We start from the raw sequence: 19,383 nt of genomic DNA on the forward strand, positions 1-19,383 counted from the left end.
TGGTGGTGCGGCGTGGTTGGGGTGGTCGTGGTGGGTGACGCGCCCGGGGTGGGACACACTTTTCTGCCTATAACCCGAAGTAACGCCAACTCGTAGAGACACAGAAAAGGCCCTCCGCCCGGATTACCCGGGCGAAGGGCCTCAATACTGTGGAGATGCGGGGAATCGAACCCCGGTCCGATGTGGCGTCAACGGGTCTTCTCCGTGCGCAGTTTGTGAAAGCGGTGTTTTCGGCTACCTTGCTTGCGCAAACACTTACAAGGCCTAACCTAGCCGTATAAAAGTCCCACCCGGCCCTACGACAAGGACGGGCAGCAGTGGCCTTTTAAACTGATGGTAGGGGCTGAGCCAAAGGCAAGCTCAGGCTACCAGACTGCATCGCTGGGATTATTAGGCAGCGAGTGCGAAGTCAGTGCGCTTAGATTCTGCACTTATTTTTTTGCAGAGGGCGTTAACGAGATAACCCTGCGTCCTCGGCACGCTTCATCCATCTCAACTCACATCGTCGAAACCGATCATCCCCATATTCTTTTATCAAAGAACGCCAAGCTAAGCGTTTTCCAGTGCTCTTTCGAGTCGCAACTCATCAGTGAAAGACACCGGCCCAATTAGCTCGGATGTACCAGTCTACCAGCTGGCTCTCCATGCTGTAAAGAGCCAGCTGGCAGGTTGATTAGACGTTGCTGCTTGAATCTGTGACGTCAAGGCCCAGCTGCTGGTTAATGCACTGTTCCATGAGAACCTCGTCCTGAGAGTAGGCCATGCACTCACCGAAGGCCGAGAAAATCCAGCCGAAGAACACCAGCATTGCCAGGGAAATAAGAATGCCCAGGGAGCTAAATACGATGCCGGTGATAGCCAGCCCCTTGCCGCCGCCACCGGTCTTGGTCTTACGCAGGGCAACAATACCCAGTACCAGCCCAACGATGCCCAGAATGCCGCCCAGAACGACCCAGCCGCTCAGGAAGGATAGAATACCCAGAATCAGCGACGTAATGGCTAGGCCCTTAGGTGCTGAGGCTACCTGCTGGCCGTAAGCGTCATACCCGTAGGACGGGTAGCTGGCAGGCTGCTGGCTGTAATCTGCTTGGCCGTAGGTAGGCTGTGAGTAGTTGGGCTGTGTGTAGTTAGGCTGTGAGGAAGCACTGTTAGCCTGCTGGCTATAGTCCCCGTTTCCCTGCTCTGTAGCACCTGAGCTGTACTGCCCGGGCACGTAATCGCCGTAGGGGTTTTCCTTGTTGTTTCCGGTGGTCATTTCTCTCCTTCGAGTAGTTTCTTATCCCAGGTTCTTATAGCGCATAGCGCGCTGGGCTTCGAGGTTGTCCTGGCGCTCACGCAGGGCCTGGCGCTTGTCGTAGTCGCGTTTACCGGTGGCCAGGGCAATTTCTACCTTGGCGCGTCCCTTGCTGAAATAGAGTTTGAGGGGCACGACGGTGTAGCCGCTTTCCTTGAGCTTCTGAGCGATCTTATTGATTTCGCTGCGGTGCATGAGCAGTTTACGGCGGCGACGGGCTGCGTGGTTGGTCCAGGAGCCGCGCCCGTATTCAGCGATATGGATGCCCTCTAGCCACAGCTCATTGCCGTACATCTGGCAGAAGCCGTCGGTAATTGAGGCTCCCCCATCGCGCAGGGATTTAACCTCGGTGCCCATGAGCACCAGCCCTGCCTCCCAGGTTTCTACGATGTTGTAGTTATGGCGAGCGCGGCGGTTGGACGCTATGGTGTGGTTATTCGGGTCTTCTTTCGTTACTTTTTTCTTAGCCACGATTATTCTTCGTTCTTTCTTTTCTGTCGTTCTGCCGCGCGCCACCGCACGCCGGCGTCGATGAAACCGTCGAGTGCACCGTCGAATACGGCGCTGGGGTTTCCCTCTTCATAGTTGGTTCGTAGGTCTTTGACCATCTGGTAGGGGTTGAGCACATAGGATCGCATCTGGTCGCCCCAGGAGGCTTTGACGTCACCGGCAAGTTCCTTCTTTTTGGCGTCCTCTTGCTCTTTGCGGAGCAGGAGGAGGCGGGATTGCAGGACGCGCAGTGCTGCGGCTCGGTTTTGTAGCTGGGACTTTTCGTTCTGCATGGAGACCACGATGCCGGTGGGAATGTGGGTCATACGGACGGCGGAGTCTGTGGTGTTCACGGACTGACCGCCGGGCCCAGATGAGCGGAAGACATCGATCTTGAGTTCAGACTCGGGGATTTCGATGTGGTCGGTCTGCTCGATGAGGGGGATGACTTCCACCGCTGCGAAGGACGTCATGCGCTTGCCCTGGCTGTTGAAGGGAGAGATACGCACCAGGCGGTGGGTTCCCGCTTCAATCGACAGGCGCCCGAAAGCGTAGGGGGCTTTGACCTCAAATGTTGCTGATTTGAGGCCGGCTTCTTCGGCGTAGGAGGTATCCATCACCGTGGTGTCGAAGCCGTTTTTCTCGGCCCAGCGCAGGTACATGCGCAGAAGCATCTCGGCAAAGTCGGCGGCATCCACGCCACCGGCTCCCGCTCGGATGGTGACGACGGCGTCACGCTGATCGTACTCGCCCGAGAGCAGGGTGATTACTTCGAGCTCTGCTAGGCGCTTTTCGATAGCGTGCAGTTCGGTTTCTGCTTCGGCAAGGGTATCGGCGTCGCCCTCTTCGTCGGCGAGTTCTACCATGACCTCAAGGTCGTCGATGGCCTGGCTTAGTTTGACGAGCTTATCGAGTTCGGCCTGTTTGTGGGAGAGCTGGGAGGTAACCTTTTGGGCGGCGTCGGGGTCATCCCAGAGATCGGGGGCGCCGGCTGCTTCAGAGAGTTCTGCGATGGTAGCGCGCAGCTGCTCAACGTCGCTGACCTCTTCGATGGAGGCGTAGGTTGAGCGCAGGGTTTTGATCTGGGCAGAAAAATCTAAAGTAGCCATGACTATTAACCCTAGCTGAAAACGATGGTAAGCGCCCGGTTTTGCCCCTGTTTTGCGCTGACGGGGCAGAGCGCTTCTGTTCTAGTCTTGGGTGGTGATAACGCGCGCCCGGCCGGTAACGGTGATATCGATGCCGTCTGGTAATACAACAGAGAGAAGTGGTGGGTGGGCCCTAGCTGAGAGAATGATTACCGCGGTGTTGTTTCCCGACGCCCCGGTTGCGGGGTTTAAGGTGAGGTGGGAAAAGTCGGCACCGGCGCCGCTTTCTTGCAGAAAGGTATGAGCGGACGCCTGCACCCCGGCGCTAGTGAGAGTCACCTGGGCCTGGGCCTCCCCTACCGCTGTGATGCCCTCAATGCGCTGAGCGGCAGACGTCGCTGCTTGGTCGGCTAGAGCCTGGAGGCGCTGTCTTTCGAGGTAGACGGAGCTTACTCCAACGACGGTGGAAGCAACCAGCAGAAGTACCAGGCACAGCCCCACGATGAGTGGAAGGACGCTTCCCCGTTCAGCTTCGCTCTCGGCGGCCTTAGGGCAGGGCACCTGCTGAAACTGGACCTGATTATAGTGCGTCATGAGTAGTCTCCTCCCCAACTCACAGCCTGTGAGGTCATAGTGGCAAGAGTCGGTGCCCCTGGCCAGGGCACTAAAGGCAGCCCGACCTCAACGGTAACGTCCACCGACATCCGCTCCCCCGCAGCGCAGACGTCCTCGCAACTCAACGTGGCGGTAACGGTGTTAGCGTCTAGACCAAAGTCGCCAGCTGTTAGCGCCGCAACTGTTTGAACAGCAGATTGGTTACGTTGCTCCGGTGGCAGAAACTGAATCACCTGTAAAGCATGAGAGCTGGCATTAGATGCCGCAAAAGCAGCCGATTGCATGGCAAAAACTGACAGCAGAAAATAGACTGTTGGAACCATCAGTAGGGCACCCAGACCAATAAATTCAACCAGGGCGCTGCCCTGTTCAGGGTGGTCTGTACGTTGCGTTTCTTCAGCTTTACTATTGGACTTACCGCTGAACCACAGCATGCCCGCTCACCTCCCACTGGGTTGCTACACCAAAAGGACCGAGCAGGGGAACCGGGGCGGTCACGGTAATCTGCACAGCTTCTACTCCCTGCCATTGGGTGATGGAGCTACTAATCGTCGTTGAATACTGGTCAGGAAGAACTGAGTACAGCAAATCACGCGTCCGTTCCTCCCCATCGGCAGGTTCCCGGTCGAGCATGGCTCCGTAACGTGCCCCCTGAGAAGCCGCGTCCTGCAGCACGTTACGAGTAAATAGGGCAAAGGCAACCTGCAGGACGCCAAGAAAAAGCAAAACAACCAGAGCGGATACCATAACGAACTCCGCCGTCGCGTTACCTCTCTCATTCTCAGGGGACGCTGCTCTCACGAGATTCTCCTAGCGGTTAATCATTGACATTGCGTTATTGAACATATTGACGAGAGCGTCCTGGGCAACCACCAAGATAGCGGCCACGAGTATAGCCGACATCATCGTTATCATCACCCAGCCAGGCACGTCCCCGCGTTCAGGGTCGTCCTGGCTTGTCATAGGCGCAACAAGGCTGAGAAGGACTTTGAGGTAGGTGTCGGTCATGAACTTCTTCATGGGATTCTCCTTTGAATAGGGTGGGTGGGTATGGACTGCCCGCAAGCGGGCGGGATTAAAAATTGAGGTTTAGAAGAGAAAGACCTGGGAACATCGCAAAAAGTACGGTAAGGGGAAGAATCAGAAAGACAACGGGGGCCATCATTCCGATTTCTTTCTTTCCGGCCGTCTCCATCAGTTCTCGTTTGGCGTTGTCACGCACATCTTGCGCCTGGGCCCGCAGAACATCTGCCAGAGGTGTGCCGCGCTCGATAGCTACAACAAGACCGTCTACAAAACGAGATAGGGCAGCCACCGACGTCCTTTGTGAGAAGCTTTGCAACGCAAAAACCAGCGATTCGCCGGAGCGCGTCATCGCAAGGATCGTCTGAAATTCACGAGAAAGCTCGCCCTGCGAGCTACGCACTACTCGTTCAAGCGAACCGATGGCTGATTCGCCCGCGGTAACGGATAGGGCCATAAGCTCTGCCAAGGCAGGAAACTCAGCCAGCATAGCTTTCTCCCGTTGAGCAACCTGCTGGGACAGCCAATAGTCACGAGCAAGGAACCCGGCACAGGCGCCTAATACAATCAGGAGGATTCCGGGCACAAGGTTTACTTTTCCCTGGGCAAGTCCCACAGCTACCAGACAGATACAAGACGCTGTAGCCACGAGACTCCACAAAACCTGTTGTACCCGATACTCAACAACCGTCAGATGCCCGCCTAACTGGGTAAGGCGTTTTTCAAGTGATACTGTATCAAAGCTAGACCTACCCAACCCACGGTAAACTTTTTCGACCCAGGGGGCGAGAAGGGCCGCGCTTGCGCCGTACACCCCCTCAGGCAGCGTGCTATACGGCGTATCTGGGCGGTTCTTCTTCAGCTCCGCGGCACGAAGCTGGGGCGCTATACGGTCAGCAAAGCTCTCGCGGCGCTGGGTCCAGATACTCGAAAGCACCAGCCAGACTCCTGCCGCTAGGAAAAGGCCGAGGAGAAGGGAAAAGTTCATGCTAGCACCCTCTTCTCTTCCGGTAGAGCGCCGATACGCATCATCAGCCTGTATGCAATAACGGTCAGGGCTAGGCCACTTGCGAGCACCACAAAACCTGCAAAGCTGTTGTAAATTCTGATAGTGCTCGGCTGCGTAGCCATAAGGCCCAGGACGACCCAGGGAGCAACACAGGCAAGACGGGCGGCGTTGACCGTCCATGACTGTCTAGCCTCAAGTTCAGATCGCGTTCTGCTGTTTTCACGCAAGAAAGTACTTAATGTTCCTAACAGGCGACCTAAATCAGTTCCGCCTACCTCACGAGTGACTTTGAGAGCTTCAATGATGTTGTCAGCGGTGGGGTCGCTCAAACGGTCCTTGAGACGGTTGAGGGCTGGAAGGAACTCACCGCTAGCACGGTAATCTGAAGCAAAGCTAGAAAAAGCCGGACGCAGGGGCTCAGGCCCCCGGTACTGAAGCTGCATGAGGGCGTCCGGAAGCGACAACCCTGCACGGATTGCTGACCGCAGGTGGTCCACCGCATCGGGCCATAAATCCCGCAGCTGAGCCTGCCGCTGAGTAGCCCGGTGTTTGACCACCAGGCGGGGGCCAAAGAACCCAACACCCGCAGCGAGTACAGCCAGAGGAACCAGTGAAGTCAGCGCGAAGGTCAGTACCATGGCGACAAAAGCAGCTACAGCGGAAACCATATAAAACATAGATACCGTGAACTTTTCTAGGTCTGCCTGGCGCAGCAACTGTTGTATCGCCGGAACTTTTCGTTCTTTTTTCTCCCTGGCAGGGAGCTCCCAAAAGGACATATAGATTAAGAGGGCACCAATACCGAACATCAGCCCGAATAAAGCACTCATGCCAGCGCCCCATCACAGTTGAGAAGGGTCTCAGGGGCGAAGCCAGCGCGAATAAATTTCTCGGGTGATGGCACTTCTGAGGCCACACATACTAGTTGGTCTCCCTCTCGCCTAAATAGGGTACTGGTTTCAATCACCCCGTTTTCGACTCGGTTGCCGACAGCGAGGATTTCTCGCACCTGCCGTTTACCGCGCAGATTACGATCGCAGTGAACTACCAGGTCAAAGCAAGAAGCTACCGTGGGAACAACGAACGAACTTGAAATGTTATCGCCCGCCAAGAGGGGAAGGGTACACATCTTAGTAACTGCATCGCGGGCAGAGTTAGCGTGGATAGTGCAGAGCCCCGGGAGCCCGGAATTGAGCGCAATGAGCATATCGAGGGATTCAGCCTCACGCACCTCACCGATGATTAAACGGTCCGGGCGCATTCGTAAGGCTTCTTTCACCAAACGTCGAAGGGGAATCTCGCCGTGGCCCTCTAGGTTTGGCTGACGACACTGCAAATTCACTACATCACGAAGCGGAATTTTCAACTCAAAGATCTCCTCGCAGGTGATAACGCGTTCTCTCATCCCGATCGATGCCGATAGGCAGTTCAACATAGTTGTTTTACCGGCCTGAGTAGCTCCGGAAATCAGGCAGTTGAGCCCGCTGGCCACTGCCGCATCTAAAAACTTTGCAGCATCCGCACTCAGGGAACCTAGCTTCACCAGGTCACTGAGCCTAGTAGCTCTAGCGATAAACTTGCGGATGTTGATAGCCCAGTGACGGCGGGTAACATCCGGTATAGCGACGTGAAGCCTAGAACCATCAGGCAAGGAACTATCGACAAAAGGCGTACTCAAATCAAGGCGCCGCCCCGAAGTCTTGAGCATACGCTCTACCAGAGCACGAATTTGTTCTTCGCTGAGGGTCAGCCCGGTTAGTTCAGATTCCCCAGCGCGAGCCACAAAAATCTCGTCCGGCGCATTGATCCAGATTTCTTCAACAGAGCTATCATCTAGATACTGCTGAATCTCACCGAAACCGCACACCTTATCGAATAGAGAGCTAATTAGGGCATCAGCATTCTCAAGCCGTGGAACTGCTCCACGCAGCATCTGACGTTCATAGTCCGCGATTGCCTGCTGAATCAGTTCTTTGGCTTCCCCCTGCTGTACGAGCGGGTCAATACTGCTTCGACGAATCAAATCACGAACGTCCGCCTCAATTAAAGCCTCCGCTTGCATCTCAGGCATCTGTCCCCCTTACGCTCCGTTGCGACTGGTCGTTGAATTACCAAACAAGATACAGATGATTAGGCAAAACAATCAACCATACTCAACGCATCCTGTGGATAACCCACGCACAATCACCGCCACCACACCCATCTCTTTCATACAAATCCCTCTCTGATAAGGGAGAATATTTAGAGGCCCTCATTTCATCCACAGACCTTCAACCCAGCCCTCAAAACCGTAATGTTTTGACACACAACTAGTTACTGACTAGTAACAACGCACAAAAATACCCACAAGCTATCTAGCTTGTGGGTATTTTTGGGGAAGGCTCCCCTAGTGGGATTTTGCCCTCATGAATTCAATCGCTTCGTCGATAGGACCATCGAACTGCTTAGAGCCATGGTCCAGGACCACTCCGCGTTCACAGATCTTCGCCACCAAATCAAGATCGTGGCTCACCACAACCAGGGTTTTCCCTTCAGCACTCAGATCTCGGATCTTAGCAATGCATTTCTTCTGGAAGGGCTCATCGCCCACAGCCAGAATTTCATCCACCAAGAAAATCTCCGGGTCGGTGTGCACAGCCACGGCAAAAGCCAGTCGTAGGTACATACCCGATGAATAGAACTTAACCTCGGTATCGATAAAGTTGCCGATTTCAGAGAATTCAACAATTTCATCAAACTTTGCTTCAATCTGTTCCTTACTCATCCCAAGGATGGCAGCATTCAGGTACACATTGTCACGCCCAGTCAAATCGGGGTGAAAGCCTGCTCCAACCTCGATGAGCCCCGCGATGCGTCCGCCGGTCAGCACCTTACCTTCATCCGGGTGCATCACACCCGAAATCAGCTTCAGCAGGGTGGACTTGCCTGAGCCGTTATACCCCAGCAGGGCAACGCGCTCGCCTTCGCGGATGTCCAGGGAAACCCCGTTAAGAGCGTTGAACTTCTCGTTCAAATCTCCCTTACGGCCCTTCATCAGCCAGACAAATGCCTCTTTCATCGAGCGAGTATGCCTCAGCACGAATCGCTTGACCAATGACTCAACCTTGATGACCACAGGAGCATTATCTGCTACAGGCGGTAAATCAAACTTTTTGATATCCACACTTATCAGAGCTCCTGGGCAAAGTTGCCCTCAAGCTTACGGAAAAGTAAGTCGCCGAGGAACAGGGTCACGAGAGAAACGCCCAGCGCAACAGGTACCCACAGGGTAAGAAGATGCGGAGGAATCTGCGAGGTAGGTAGAGCCAAAGCCTCTTCAGGCAGGGTAGGAATCCAGAATGCGTAATGGAAGAGCTCAACAGCAACTGTAAGCGGGTTCATCAGATAAACAGTGATAACCCACGAGTACAGGGTATCGCGCACCATAGTCCATGAATACAGCACAGGGGAAAACCATGTGGCAACCATCAAGAGCATATCCACAATGTTTTCCGAGTCTCGGAAGAACACATTGGCTACGCCGAAAATGAGTCCAAGCCCTGCAGAAAAAATCATAATGATTACCATGGCCACGAGTGCAGCACCCAGCTGCTTCAAATCCGGGCTCCACCCTGCAAAGAGACAAGCCACTAAAAGCACCGCGATCTGGGGCACAAAGTGAATTAAAGCTACCCAAATTGTAGAGACTGAAAAAAGTTCTCTCGGAAGATAAATCTTCTTAATAAGAGCCCCATTGACGACCATTGCCTTGGCACCGTTACTAAACCCTTCAGAGAAGAAATTAATAACAATCATTCCCGAGAACAGATAGATAGCGTAGTTCTGCATACCTCGTTCAAGGCCCAGGAACAGACCCATCGCAATATAGAAGACGCCAAACTGCACACCAGGCTTGATATAGGACCACAGGATACCTAGCACAGATCCGCGGTAGCGGACCTGAATTTCCTTGTCGACAAGCAGCTTTAGAAGGTAACGATTTTGAAAGACATCACGGAGCCCTCTGCCATGCCCCGGAGGGGAGAGAGGATGAGTTACTTGTTTATTCATCGGGTTAGCTCAGACTCCGTATGCTTCTGGAAGGTTTTAGCCCAGGCATCATAGGATGCTACTTCGGCAGCAGCAGAGCGGTACTGGTTTCGCAAATCAGCCCAGTTTTTAAAGAGCTGTGCATGCAGTTTCGAAGCACGAGCCAAATTTTCGCGCAGCTTCTTGGGGTCACGCTGATACCAGAAAACACCGGTACCTTCTGCGTTAGTAACAAGAAGCGAATCGAACTTAGAAACAGTCCACCAACGGTTCTCTGAGTAATTCAGCTGAATCTGAGGATGTGTTTTCGCTAGATCATCCACCGGCTTAAAGAGCTGACGGCCCACCGTAGAAATAGTCCACGGAATCAGCTTCTGGTAGCCAGGCGAGCTGAAGTTACGACGCCCCTTAAAGGGAGGTTTACTTGTCTTAGGCTGGGGGTAGTCATCGAGGTTCGATTTCAGCTGGGCGTCCTGGAATTCCTTCACCTTACCGCGAATTACGGGCAAACGTTCGCTGAGCGAAGGGTGCAGGTGCTCGGGACCAGAAAGAAGGTCCTCGATAGCCATGAGACGACCTTCTTCGGTGTAGTACTGCATAGAGAGAGCGTGCTTAACATCTAGGAAGAGAGACTCACGCAGAACTGATCCGCCCTTTTCAAAGGGAGAATGAATCAAAGCTGTAATGAGTCGGTTACGCTCATGGAAGTAAGCCTGCCAGCCGACGGAATCGTCCTTGTCCTGCCACGATACGTGCCACAAAGCTGCTCCAGGGAACGACACCGTAGCAACTCCTGCTTCCTTAGCGCGAAGACCGTACTCAGCGTCATCCCACTTCAAGAACAGGGGAAGGGATAGCCCAATCTTATTGATAACTTCAGTCGGGATAAGGCACATCCACCAGCCGTTATAGTCAACGTCTACTCGACGGTGCATCCAGTGGGTGCTACGCAGGTTATTTCGACCGAGGTCATGGCCAAGCGACATATCCTCGTGCGGTTTATCGTAAAAGGTACGCCAGGGGTTTACAACTTCACCGAATGCGTGCAGAACCGAACGATCGTACATATCGAACATATGACCGCCCACAATAGTGGGGTTCTTACAGTAATCCGCAAAAGTGATGAGACGCAAAATTGACTCGGGCTCAACGACTACGTCATCATCTAGCAGCATGACATAATCTGAACCATTGTTTACTGACTCAAACATGCCGCGAGCGAAGCCACCAGAACCACCCAGATTTGCCTGGTTAATGATGCGGAATTTACCCGCGAGAGGAGCAACAACCTCTTCAAAGTCCGGATGATCCTGGACCTTCTCGGTACCCTGGTCAACGATCAGAATCTCTTTTACGGTCTCAAGGGCATCAAGGTTATTACCCAGAGAACGAATGTTGTCGATGCAGTACTGCACCTTATTCATAGTTGTAATCTGTACGGTGGCTTTACCGCCTGCCTCCCCCAGACGCGGCTGAATATCACCGAGCCAGTCAGCTTCTACCAGGGTAAGGTCACTCTTGGTTGCCGTAAGGTCAAACCAGTACCAACCGCCATCACCAAAAGGAGCAAGCGTCAAATCGAAGGTTACGGTTTCTGCACCTTCAAGCACTTTGGCATCAACACGTTGAATTACACCGCGGGCATTCGATTTATACACCACAACCATGCCTGCGCCCTCGGTGGTGATTCTAAGGGTTACTGACTTCAGCTCGGTCCACCGTCTCCAGTACGAGGCAGGGAAAGCATTGAAGTAGGTTCCAAATGAAACAGTTTTACCCGCGTCTAGATGAGTTGACCGGCGCCCAAGCAGGTCGGTGCTCACCGTTGCAGGCCCCATTGAATTTTCATTCTTCAGCTCTTGTTGTGCAGCTGCCTTCTCAATAGTTTTAGCTGCGTCTCCGTCTAAACGGGTAGGGAGCTGCACGCCAGTAGCACTACCGCTGTCAATGTACAAAGGTATAACATCGGTTTGAACTGCTTCGGGGAGGATGACCCGCTGAAGGATTTTCATTTCAGACATATTTTTTACGCTCATCTTTATGCCTCGATTCCGCCAGACACCAGCTTTTCACCCTTTTCGAAGTGGGGGCGGAGCTTGTTATCGAACATTGAGAGTGCAGCACCGATAGCCATGTGCATGTCGAGGTACTTGTAGGTACCTAGACGTCCGCCGAAGAGCACGTTCTGCTCTCCACCAGCGAGTTCGCGGTATTTGAGGAGCATCTCGCGGTCAGCACCGGTGTTGATGGGGTAGTAGGGTTCGTCACCCTTTTCCGCGAAGCGTGAGTATTCGCGGTGAATGACGGTGGCATCCTTAGTGTAGTCACGCTCGGGGTGGAAGTGACGGAACTCGTGGATACGGGTGAAGGGGTAGTTGGCGTCGGGGTAGTTCATGACGGAGCAACCCTGGAAGTCTTCGATGTCGAGTACTTCTTCTTCCAGGTCGATGGTGCGCCAGGACAGGTCACCTTCAGCGTAGTCAAAGTAGCGGTCGACGGGGCCGGTGTAGACGACGGGAACCTGGCCCAGGACCTTGGAGCGGGAGTACTCGTGGCCTTCTTCGAAGAAATCGGTGTTGAGGTGAACTTCGATGTTGGGGTGGGCGGCCATGCGCTCAAGCCAGGCGGTGTAGCCGTCGACGGGCAGGCCTTCGTACTTGTCGTTGAAGTAGCGGTTGTCGTAGTTGTAGCGTACGGGCAGGCGGGAAATGATGGACGCGGGTAGGTCGGCGGGATCGGTCTGCCACTGCTTGGCGGTGTAGTGCTTGATGAAGGCTTCGTAGAGCGGACGCCCGATGAGGGAGATGCCCTTGTCGTTCAGGTTCTTGGGGTCGGTTCCAGCCAGCTCGCCAGCCTGTTCCTGAATCAACGCCTTGGCTTCAGCCGGTGAGTAGGCGGCGTTGAAGAACTGGTTGATGGTACCCAGGTTGATGGGCATGGGGTACACGATACCGTTGTGGTTGGTGTAGACGCGGTGGGTGTAGTTGGTGAAGCCGGTGAAGCGGTTGACGTATTCCCAAACCCGCTCGTTGGAGGTGTGGAAGAGGTGGGCGCCGTAGCGGTGAACTTCGATTCCGGTCTTCTCTTCGTTTTCACTGTATGCGTTACCGCCGATGTGGTGGCGACGGTCAAGCAGGGCTACCTTCAGACCGAGTTCAGTTGCAGCCTGCTCGGCAATTGTCAGGCCGAAGAGGCCAGAGCCTACTACTACAAGATCAGCGTTCACTTAACTTACTCCTTGTTAGGGGTTGCACAACTATCGTGAGTCTGAACAACCATGCTCTGCTACTACAGCGTAGAAGCTTAACTTCGGTGTGTCCCTTACTCGCAGGGTAAACACAGTTAATAACAAAAGTACCGGATATAGTCGATCACCACCCGCTAACAGGCTGGAAAGATCGTGTGATTATTCCCCGGTCTCGATATCAATAGCGAAATCAAGAAGAGAAACTTGATTTTTCCACAATGAGGCCCAAAACAACTTCCAAAGTTTGTTTTTTCGTTTTGCGCCCTTGCATTGGCATGTTTCCAGGTCTTTGCTGGCCTTATGAAGCTTTTAATATATGTCCAGCAACCACCGGCGGGGCCTTATCGAACAGTGGAGTTTGAGTATTCACCTGACACGACAGGAGTAGACGTCCACAAAGAACTCTGCAGTACGTGGGGTAATGCTGATTTCAGTTGGGGTATTCAGGGCCAAGACATCAGGGAGCTTGTTCCCGGCGATAGTCCTTGGGTTAGTGGCGCCCAGCTCACAGTTCTACCCTCTTTACCCGGTCTGACGAGTCCTTCTTTGCCTGATGAGAAGGCCCTGTTTACCTTACGTGTGGTGCACGGCCCGGATTCTCATTCTCATTTCCCACTATCGCGAGGTAGCTGGGAACTTGGTAGGCAGGCTCCCCTGCTCACAATCGATGACCCTGCTCTTGCACCTGTTGAGGGCTTCTTAGAGGTGACAGGTAGCGGTGTTTCTTTCGTAGGTGAGGGGTATCGCAACAAGCTTGAAATAGGTGAAAAATTTATAGTGGGTGGGAGCGTCCTTGTCGTTGATCGGCCGGGGTACAGTTCTTCTCTCTACTGTGACCCTGTTGTTCAAGAGGTTGAAGTTCCTGCACCTAAATCTAAGCTGCTGCTGGCAGCGACAGTGGGTCTTCCGCTCCTTTTGGGCTGTGTGATTGCCTGGTTTACCCAGCTGTGGCTTGTTCTTCTCATGGCGTGTGGATCTTCGCTCTTAATGAGCCTTCATGCTCTTTCTCAGGGGCGTGAAAGATCCTCAGTGCGTCGTCAGATAGCGCAGCTTGCTCGGGAGGAAGAGGAAGCTATAGCCCGTTACCGCGGAGCTAACCAAGTGCATGCTGAGACGGGTCTTGTGATAGGACGAGGCACCCGGCCAGTACGAATTAGGGGCAAGCAACGTGAGGTAAGGAGCCTCCCTGAAGTCCAGGGAGCCCCTTATGTCATAAGCACAGAAGAACTTACGCAGATACTGCCGGGGCTTCCTCTCCCGACCCAACGTTTGGCCCTATGCCAGCTCTTAGCTCAGAATCAGCCGGTCTACCTTCTTGTTCAGGAACAGGAGGCTACCTGGTTTTTACGTCTTATTGACCCGCTTCTTGCAGCAGCAAACGTGTGCACGGTATCTCTTGCAGAACTTAGTAGTTTAGAAACAGGTTTTTTGGTGTGCTCCTATCTGCCGCCGTCCCTACCTCCCCAGCTTCTCCCCTTCCCCTTGGCCGATAAAGGGCACCCTATAGAGTCCACAGAGCTCTTTCCTCAGTCAACTAGCTGGCGCAACATCGTTTTAGACGGAATCAGCGAAGAGCGTTACTGTGCTCTGCTAGCGAATTTAGTAAGAGTCGCAGCAGCGCCTCTTTCACAGAAGCTTGGCGGCGCGACAACACATACCTCTCAGCTGCCTACTTATGCGTTCCCCGAGCTGTCGACGAAAAACCAGCCCGAGAACCTATGGGCAACAGAAGTATTTCTGCACGCGGGACAAACCTGCGAAAGAAAAGATGAGCTTAAACTCGGCCTTATAAGGCACGGCCCACATTTTCTCTGTGCAGGAACTACAGGTTCAGGTAAATCCCAACTTCTTCGCTCTCTACTGTGGTCTGCGGCTCTTAGCTACCCACCTCAGCGTCTTTCTTTCATCCTTATAGATTTCAAAGGTGGTGCTGGCTTAGGCCCTCTAGCACCTCTGCCCCATTGTGCTTCGTTATTATCTGATCTTGATACGTCTCAGCTCACGCGCACCATGAAGTTCTTACGGGCGGATCTTACCCATCGCAAGCAAGTCTGGAAACGTATGGGCATCAGCTCGTACGACGATTACATTGCACTCTGTAGAGATGCCCAGACAGCACCTGACTTCCCAGAGCTGATAATCTGCATCGATGAGTTTCGTATGCTTGTCGATGATTACCCAGACATCATGAACGAAATGATGAAGATAGCTACAATTGGCAGGTCACTGGGGTACCACCTCATCTTGGCTACCCAGCGTCCGCAGGGAGCAATTTCTCCCGATATCAGGGCAAATATCTCAACAGTGCTGTGTCTTAGAGTCAGTTCTGCTCAGGAATCTTATAACGTTCTAGGATCGGAAGAAGCTTCTCGTATCTCCGCCCGTTTCCCAGGGCGGGGCCTCCTGCGAAGTGCAGATAATGAGATGGTTGAGTTTCAAGCTCCGTTAATCACAGGTCTTTACAGGCAAGATCCCCAAGAACGATGTCGAGTACGTTTTATGCTCGACTCATCTGATTCGCAGCAGCCCACCAGCCATCAGCCGCTCAGCGATACAGAACTCGACGCCACCAACACCGCTATCTACCGAGCTTACCGGGAGGCTCATCAGCTACCTACGTATCAGCCGGTTCCAGCTGTGCTTACTTCTCCTGACCACACGGAATTACCAGCGTCCGCTGGGCCTTTTGCCCTCTTACTGGGTCAGTACGAGATAGCAGAGCTAGGGCTTCAGGCCCCCTTAATCTGGTCAGCTGAGGACGGCCCGATTCTAGTGCAGGGAGCCAGCAATGAATGGATGCGTGTGCTTCGAGTGTCTCTTCTGCAAGCTCTTGCTCAAGGGTACGCTGTATTATGCCTGACACCGTCAGAACAGCGTGCACGAGAGATAGAAAACTGGGGTAAGGAATACACGGAGCAATTTGAAGTCTTTACCTACCAGGATTTCAACTATGTACAGCACCTTCTAGGTTGCTGTGCAGATGCCTCGGAACCGGGCCAACTTCTCGTCATAGATACACTAGAAACGTTGCTAGACGCGCTCCAGCGACACCCTATAGCAGAGGCCCACCTACAACAGCTCCTTACCCTCGGTAATCAACCAACAATTCAGGTTTTGTGCACTTCGGTAACAGGCGTGCGAGGTAAGTACCAGCAGTTTTTTGAGCACACCCTCATGACTCGGTCTGCTGTGGAAAATGATCCCTTACGCTCCCATAACAGGGACTACACCCTACCAGGCAGCGGGCAGTTTGCGGTGGAGGGAAAGGTTATCTATGACTCTTCAAAAGGAGAGGTGCAGGCAGGCGCGCTTGCGTGGGCAGAACTCGGCACTCCGCCAGCGCCTCCAAAAGTCTGTACCCCGCAAGGTGTTAATCACCAGGTAAACAGCTCCTACCAGCAATCGCGTTCCTGGCGCCCGCTCCCCTTGCTCTGCCCTGTAGGCGCGCTCCCGCCATCGTTCAAGCCCCATGCCGGCGCACTCGCCTGCGGTGTTCTCAGGGATGGCTCGGTGGCCTTCACCCCACCTTTACGAGGAGGGTTTATCAGTATCAGCGGCCCACGGGGGTCTGGAAAAACAACTCTGCTCAATACATTCGTCCACGCTAACCCAGAGTATTTCTTTATTGTTATTTCATCGGGCGCTGGCACCACATCAGAAGATATCAATCAAGCTATCGGCAGGAGCGAAAACCTAAGAATCCGTCCCATTCTGCTCATCGACGACCTCGATAAACTCAGCCACGACATACAGCAGACAATACTGACCCAGAAAGACAAATTTGAATCTGTTGTCGTGGCCTACACCCCCTGGCCGCGGTGGAGCAGCTCACCGATTCTTGCCGCTCTCAACGGTACATCTACCGGTATCGTCCTTACCCCGCACAGCCCCGCAGATTTGTCGTTCTACCCGGGTGTAAGCCTCCCCCTCGACCTTAAAACTCACGGTCAGCTCCCGGCAGGACGGGGAATCATCATTGACCACGCCGATGTCGTGGCTTTTCAAGCCGCCTCCCCAGACAAACCTGTTACCGGGAGGAAGGAGCCAAATATCCAAGAGTAGAGCGAGCAAAAAGAAGCATAATGACCGCTCCACTGATAACTACCGTCGTTAGACCTACCAGGTATTTTCCTCCCAGGGCAGTTTGAACACCGATGATCACAGCAAAGAGCTGCCAGACAAGCACAAGCGGCTGCCCAAACCGCTGGGCCTTCCACACTGCAACAGCGCCGACAGCAAGAGCCAGGGCAATAATGAAGTAGAAGGATGCGATAACTGATGCTCCCCCGATATCAGCCGAAGAGAAAGTCCCCACGAGAGCAGTGACTACCAGATACAGGGCCTGAAGGAGGCTTAGCCCAACCAAAATTTTCACAGGAACAGGAACGGCTGAAACGCTGGAAGAAGCCACGTCTATCTCATTTCTCTATGTACTAAGAAAGGGTCTCCTATCTAGAATAGGCACCCGGGAGTGTCACCTCTCACCCCGGCACCCCCTTACACTCCCACCTGTGACATTTACCTCAGGCCTGCGCATAGATTTTCGCTCACAACCCCCTTGTATGACGCTCCATATCGTGGGAAAGTTATTGAGGTTCAAGTTTGGCTCCTTCTAGGAAAGGGGCCAGATTTTTTTGTTAGTTGCTGAGCCGTTTTGCCTCAGCTTTAATCCGGTAAACCCTATAGGAGAGCATGCTAATGGATTGGCGTAGCCGTGCTGCTTGTCTTGAGAAAGACCCTGAACTCTTTTTCCCCGTAGGAAACACCGGGCCCGCCCTTCTTCAGATTGAAGAAGCTAAGAATGTCTGCCGCAGCTGCACTGTGATGGATACCTGCCTGCAGTGGGCTATCGAAACAGGCCAGGATTCTGGTGTGTGGGGCGGTATGAGTGAAGATGAGCGTCGCGCTATGAAGCGACGTGCTGCCCGAGCCCGCAGGGCTTCGTAGCAGCAATCTCACGTAAGTGTTCTTGATGAGGGGCGAACCTGTTTATCGGTTCGCCCCTCCTCTTTATGTGGTGCTCCTTGAGCTACAGAATGGCGGCTTCAATCGTCACCAAAGTTCCACCTTCTGGGGCAAGACTCCAGTGGATAGTGCCGTTGAGCTCACTAGCAACCAGGGTTTTAACGATTTGAGTCCCTAGACCGGTTCCGGTGCCAGCTCCCTCTAGTTCTCTGATTTTTTCTGCGCTGATTCCCGTGCCGCTATCGTGGACCGTCACGATAATGCTGTGCTCTTGCCCCTCTGAGTAGCGATGTTGGCAACTGAGAGTAACAGTGCCTGTTTCCCCCGCTAGACCGTGCTCTACTGCGTTAGCCACAACCTCATTGATCACGAGGGCAAGAGGGGTGGCTATCTGGCTGGGCAGCTTTCCGAAAGATCCTTCGATTCGGGTGGCAACGTGCTGCCCGGGTGAAGCAAGCTCGGCAGCAAGCCTAAACTGTCGGCTAATCAGGTCATCGAAGTCTACGTCCTGAGTTAGCCCCTGAGAGAGTGCGTCATGTACTAGCGCGATAGTGGAGACGCGGCGCATCGCCTGCTCCAGCCCTTCCTTTGCCTCTGGTGTGGTCATACGTCTGGATTGCAGGCGAAGCAGGGCTGAAACAGTTTGAAGGTTGTTTTTGACCCGATGATGGATTTCGCGGATAGTAGCGTCTTTCGACATCATCTCCTGCTCTCGCCGACGCAGCTCGGTGACGTCACGGCAGAGCAGCAGGGCCCCGTAGCGTTCCTCTCCCAGCCTAGAGAAGTGTCGTAGTGGAATCGCCCGGAAGGTAACGTTCTTGCGGTTAGCTTTAATTTCTGCGCGCCAGGGCATCCGACCGGTGAGAACCAGTGGTAGGGTTTCGTCCGCCTTCTCGCTCGCTGGTAGCAGGGCCCGGGTGATATCGAGTAGGCTCGCGCCGAGCATGTCTCCCGAATAGTTGAGACGTTTGTAGATAGACAGAGCATTGGGCGAGGCGTAAGTGACCCGCCCGTCTGTATCGAGCATAACCAGGCCGTCACTCACCCGGGGGTTACCGTGGGCTGTTCCTACCGGAGCAGAAAACTCGGGCCAGGCGCCGCGTGACACCATCTGCAGAAGGTGGTGGGAGACATCGCGGTAGACCCGTTCCGCTTTTTGGCGCTTGCGGGTTCCCAGGCTCTCTCGGTGTACCGACAGCAGGGCTACGGGTCGGTCATTGCGTATCAGCGGAATAAATTCTGTATCAAGGACGATATCGGTGAGGTTGTGCTCGTCGTTGAGGGTCTTGGGGGTTTGGCTGTTCCAGCTTGCAACCGCCCGCTCGCAGAGGGCCGGGTTGAGTTCTTTACCCACCCAGTCAGTGTGAAAAACGGTGTGGGTAGTTGAGGGGCGAATTTGAGCAAGGTTGATAAATCCAGCGGACGCCGGCAGCGGCTGGGACAGGGAAAAGTAGCCCTCGATGGTGTCGGGATGGGGAGCCCAGAGCATAAGGTCGCAATAACCGGTGTCTGCAATAATTTGCCACTCATTGGTGAGCAGATGGAGCCACTCAATATCGCCCGGTCCGTAGGCACCTGTGCGCATGAGGATTTCGGTGAGGGACATGGTGCCTCCTGAGGGTAT

The 19,383-nt window shown here is 53.8% G+C and carries 18 protein-coding genes and 1 other RNA gene; 2 read left to right on the forward strand and 17 right to left on the reverse strand.

Features of this window, described 5'->3' with window-relative positions; translation table 11 throughout:
* Positions 1-147: 147 nt before the first annotated feature.
* The 15 genes from ssrA to glf form a co-directional block, all read right to left on the reverse strand.
* Positions 148-523, reverse strand: a transfer-messenger RNA (tmRNA) gene (gene ssrA, locus ACED88_RS06240).
* A 150-nt stretch (positions 524-673) separates the two neighbouring features.
* On the reverse strand, positions 674-1,255 hold the full coding sequence (locus tag ACED88_RS06245) for a DUF4190 domain-containing protein (RefSeq protein ID WP_449109078.1): 582 nt from the start codon (positions 1,253-1,255) through the stop codon (positions 674-676).
* 21 nt (positions 1,256-1,276) lie between these two features.
* On the reverse strand, positions 1,277-1,771 hold the full coding sequence (gene smpB, locus ACED88_RS06250) for an SsrA-binding protein SmpB (RefSeq protein WP_135012007.1): 495 nt from the start codon (positions 1,769-1,771) through the stop codon (positions 1,277-1,279).
* Positions 1,768-2,892: a peptide chain release factor 2 gene (prfB, locus tag ACED88_RS06255; protein ID WP_237205064.1), complete on the reverse strand. Its 1,125-nt coding sequence runs from the start codon at positions 2,890-2,892 to the stop codon at positions 1,768-1,770. The genes smpB and prfB overlap by 4 nt, the downstream gene beginning before the upstream one ends.
* Positions 2,893-2,973: 81 nt before the next feature.
* The gene (locus ACED88_RS06260) at positions 2,974-3,465 is read right to left on the reverse strand and encodes a pilus assembly protein TadG-related protein (protein ID WP_449109079.1); all 492 of its coding nucleotides are present in this window, start codon (positions 3,463-3,465) and stop codon (positions 2,974-2,976) included.
* A complete protein-coding gene (locus ACED88_RS06265) occupies positions 3,462-3,920 on the reverse strand; it encodes a pilus assembly protein TadE (protein ID WP_449109080.1) in 459 nt (152 codons plus the stop codon). Before ACED88_RS06265 ends, ACED88_RS06260 begins: the two co-directional genes overlap by 4 nt.
* A complete protein-coding gene (locus ACED88_RS06270) occupies positions 3,901-4,287 on the reverse strand; it encodes a TadE/TadG family type IV pilus assembly protein (RefSeq protein ID WP_449109081.1) in 387 nt (128 codons plus the stop codon). The genes ACED88_RS06265 and ACED88_RS06270 overlap by 20 nt, the downstream gene beginning before the upstream one ends.
* A gap of 9 nt (positions 4,288-4,296) precedes the next feature.
* Positions 4,297-4,494 carry a hypothetical protein gene (locus ACED88_RS06275; protein ID WP_237195971.1) on the reverse strand — a complete coding sequence of 66 codons (198 nt, stop codon included), beginning with the start codon at positions 4,492-4,494 and terminating at the stop codon, positions 4,297-4,299.
* 67 nt (positions 4,495-4,561) lie between these two features.
* Positions 4,562-5,497, reverse strand: coding sequence for a type II secretion system F family protein (locus ACED88_RS06280; protein ID WP_449109082.1), 936 nt, complete (start codon positions 5,495-5,497; stop codon positions 4,562-4,564).
* The gene (locus ACED88_RS06285) at positions 5,494-6,348 is read right to left on the reverse strand and encodes a type II secretion system F family protein (protein ID WP_185173104.1); all 855 of its coding nucleotides are present in this window, start codon (positions 6,346-6,348) and stop codon (positions 5,494-5,496) included. Before ACED88_RS06285 ends, ACED88_RS06280 begins: the two co-directional genes overlap by 4 nt.
* On the reverse strand, positions 6,345-7,580 hold the full coding sequence (locus ACED88_RS06290; RefSeq protein ID WP_185174813.1) for a CpaF family protein: 1,236 nt from the start codon (positions 7,578-7,580) through the stop codon (positions 6,345-6,347). The genes ACED88_RS06285 and ACED88_RS06290 overlap by 4 nt, the downstream gene beginning before the upstream one ends.
* A 324-nt stretch (positions 7,581-7,904) precedes the next feature.
* Positions 7,905-8,681, reverse strand: coding sequence for an ABC transporter ATP-binding protein (locus ACED88_RS06295; RefSeq protein ID WP_237207158.1), 777 nt, complete (start codon positions 8,679-8,681; stop codon positions 7,905-7,907).
* A 5-nt stretch (positions 8,682-8,686) separates the two neighbouring features.
* Positions 8,687-9,568 carry an ABC transporter permease gene (locus ACED88_RS06300; protein ID WP_449107355.1) on the reverse strand — a complete coding sequence of 294 codons (882 nt, stop codon included), beginning with the start codon at positions 9,566-9,568 and terminating at the stop codon, positions 8,687-8,689.
* Positions 9,565-11,568, reverse strand: a complete 2,004-nt coding sequence (locus ACED88_RS06305; protein WP_449107354.1) for a glycosyltransferase — start codon at positions 11,566-11,568, stop codon at positions 9,565-9,567. Before ACED88_RS06305 ends, ACED88_RS06300 begins: the two co-directional genes overlap by 4 nt.
* A 17-nt stretch (positions 11,569-11,585) precedes the next feature.
* Positions 11,586-12,773 (reverse strand): UDP-galactopyranose mutase, encoded by a 1,188-nt coding sequence (glf, locus tag ACED88_RS06310; protein WP_449109083.1) that lies wholly within the window; start codon positions 12,771-12,773, stop codon positions 11,586-11,588.
* A 567-nt stretch (positions 12,774-13,340) separates the two neighbouring features.
* Between glf and ACED88_RS06315 the strand changes: the two genes are divergently transcribed.
* Entirely contained in the window at positions 13,341-16,856 is a 3,516-nt protein-coding gene (locus tag ACED88_RS06315; protein WP_449109084.1) for an FtsK/SpoIIIE domain-containing protein, read from the forward strand.
* Here the strand turns inward: ACED88_RS06315 and ACED88_RS06320 are convergent.
* Positions 16,822-17,109, reverse strand: coding sequence for a hypothetical protein (locus ACED88_RS06320; RefSeq protein WP_449109085.1), 288 nt, complete (start codon positions 17,107-17,109; stop codon positions 16,822-16,824). The two genes, ACED88_RS06315 and ACED88_RS06320, sit on opposite strands and share 35 nt — an antisense overlap.
* 383 nt (positions 17,110-17,492) lie before the next feature.
* Here ACED88_RS06320 and ACED88_RS06325 point away from each other — a divergent pair, with 383 nt between their 5' ends.
* Positions 17,493-17,741 (forward strand): WhiB family transcriptional regulator, encoded by a 249-nt coding sequence (locus tag ACED88_RS06325; RefSeq protein WP_135013289.1) that lies wholly within the window; start codon positions 17,493-17,495, stop codon positions 17,739-17,741.
* An 82-nt stretch (positions 17,742-17,823) separates the two neighbouring features.
* Here ACED88_RS06325 and ACED88_RS06330 read toward each other — a convergent pair whose 3' ends face one another.
* On the reverse strand, positions 17,824-19,365 hold the full coding sequence (locus tag ACED88_RS06330) for a sensor histidine kinase (RefSeq protein ID WP_449109086.1): 1,542 nt from the start codon (positions 19,363-19,365) through the stop codon (positions 17,824-17,826).
* Between the last annotated feature and the right edge of the window lie 18 nt (positions 19,366-19,383).

Source organism: Rothia sp. 11273D007AR, from assembly GCF_053547255.1.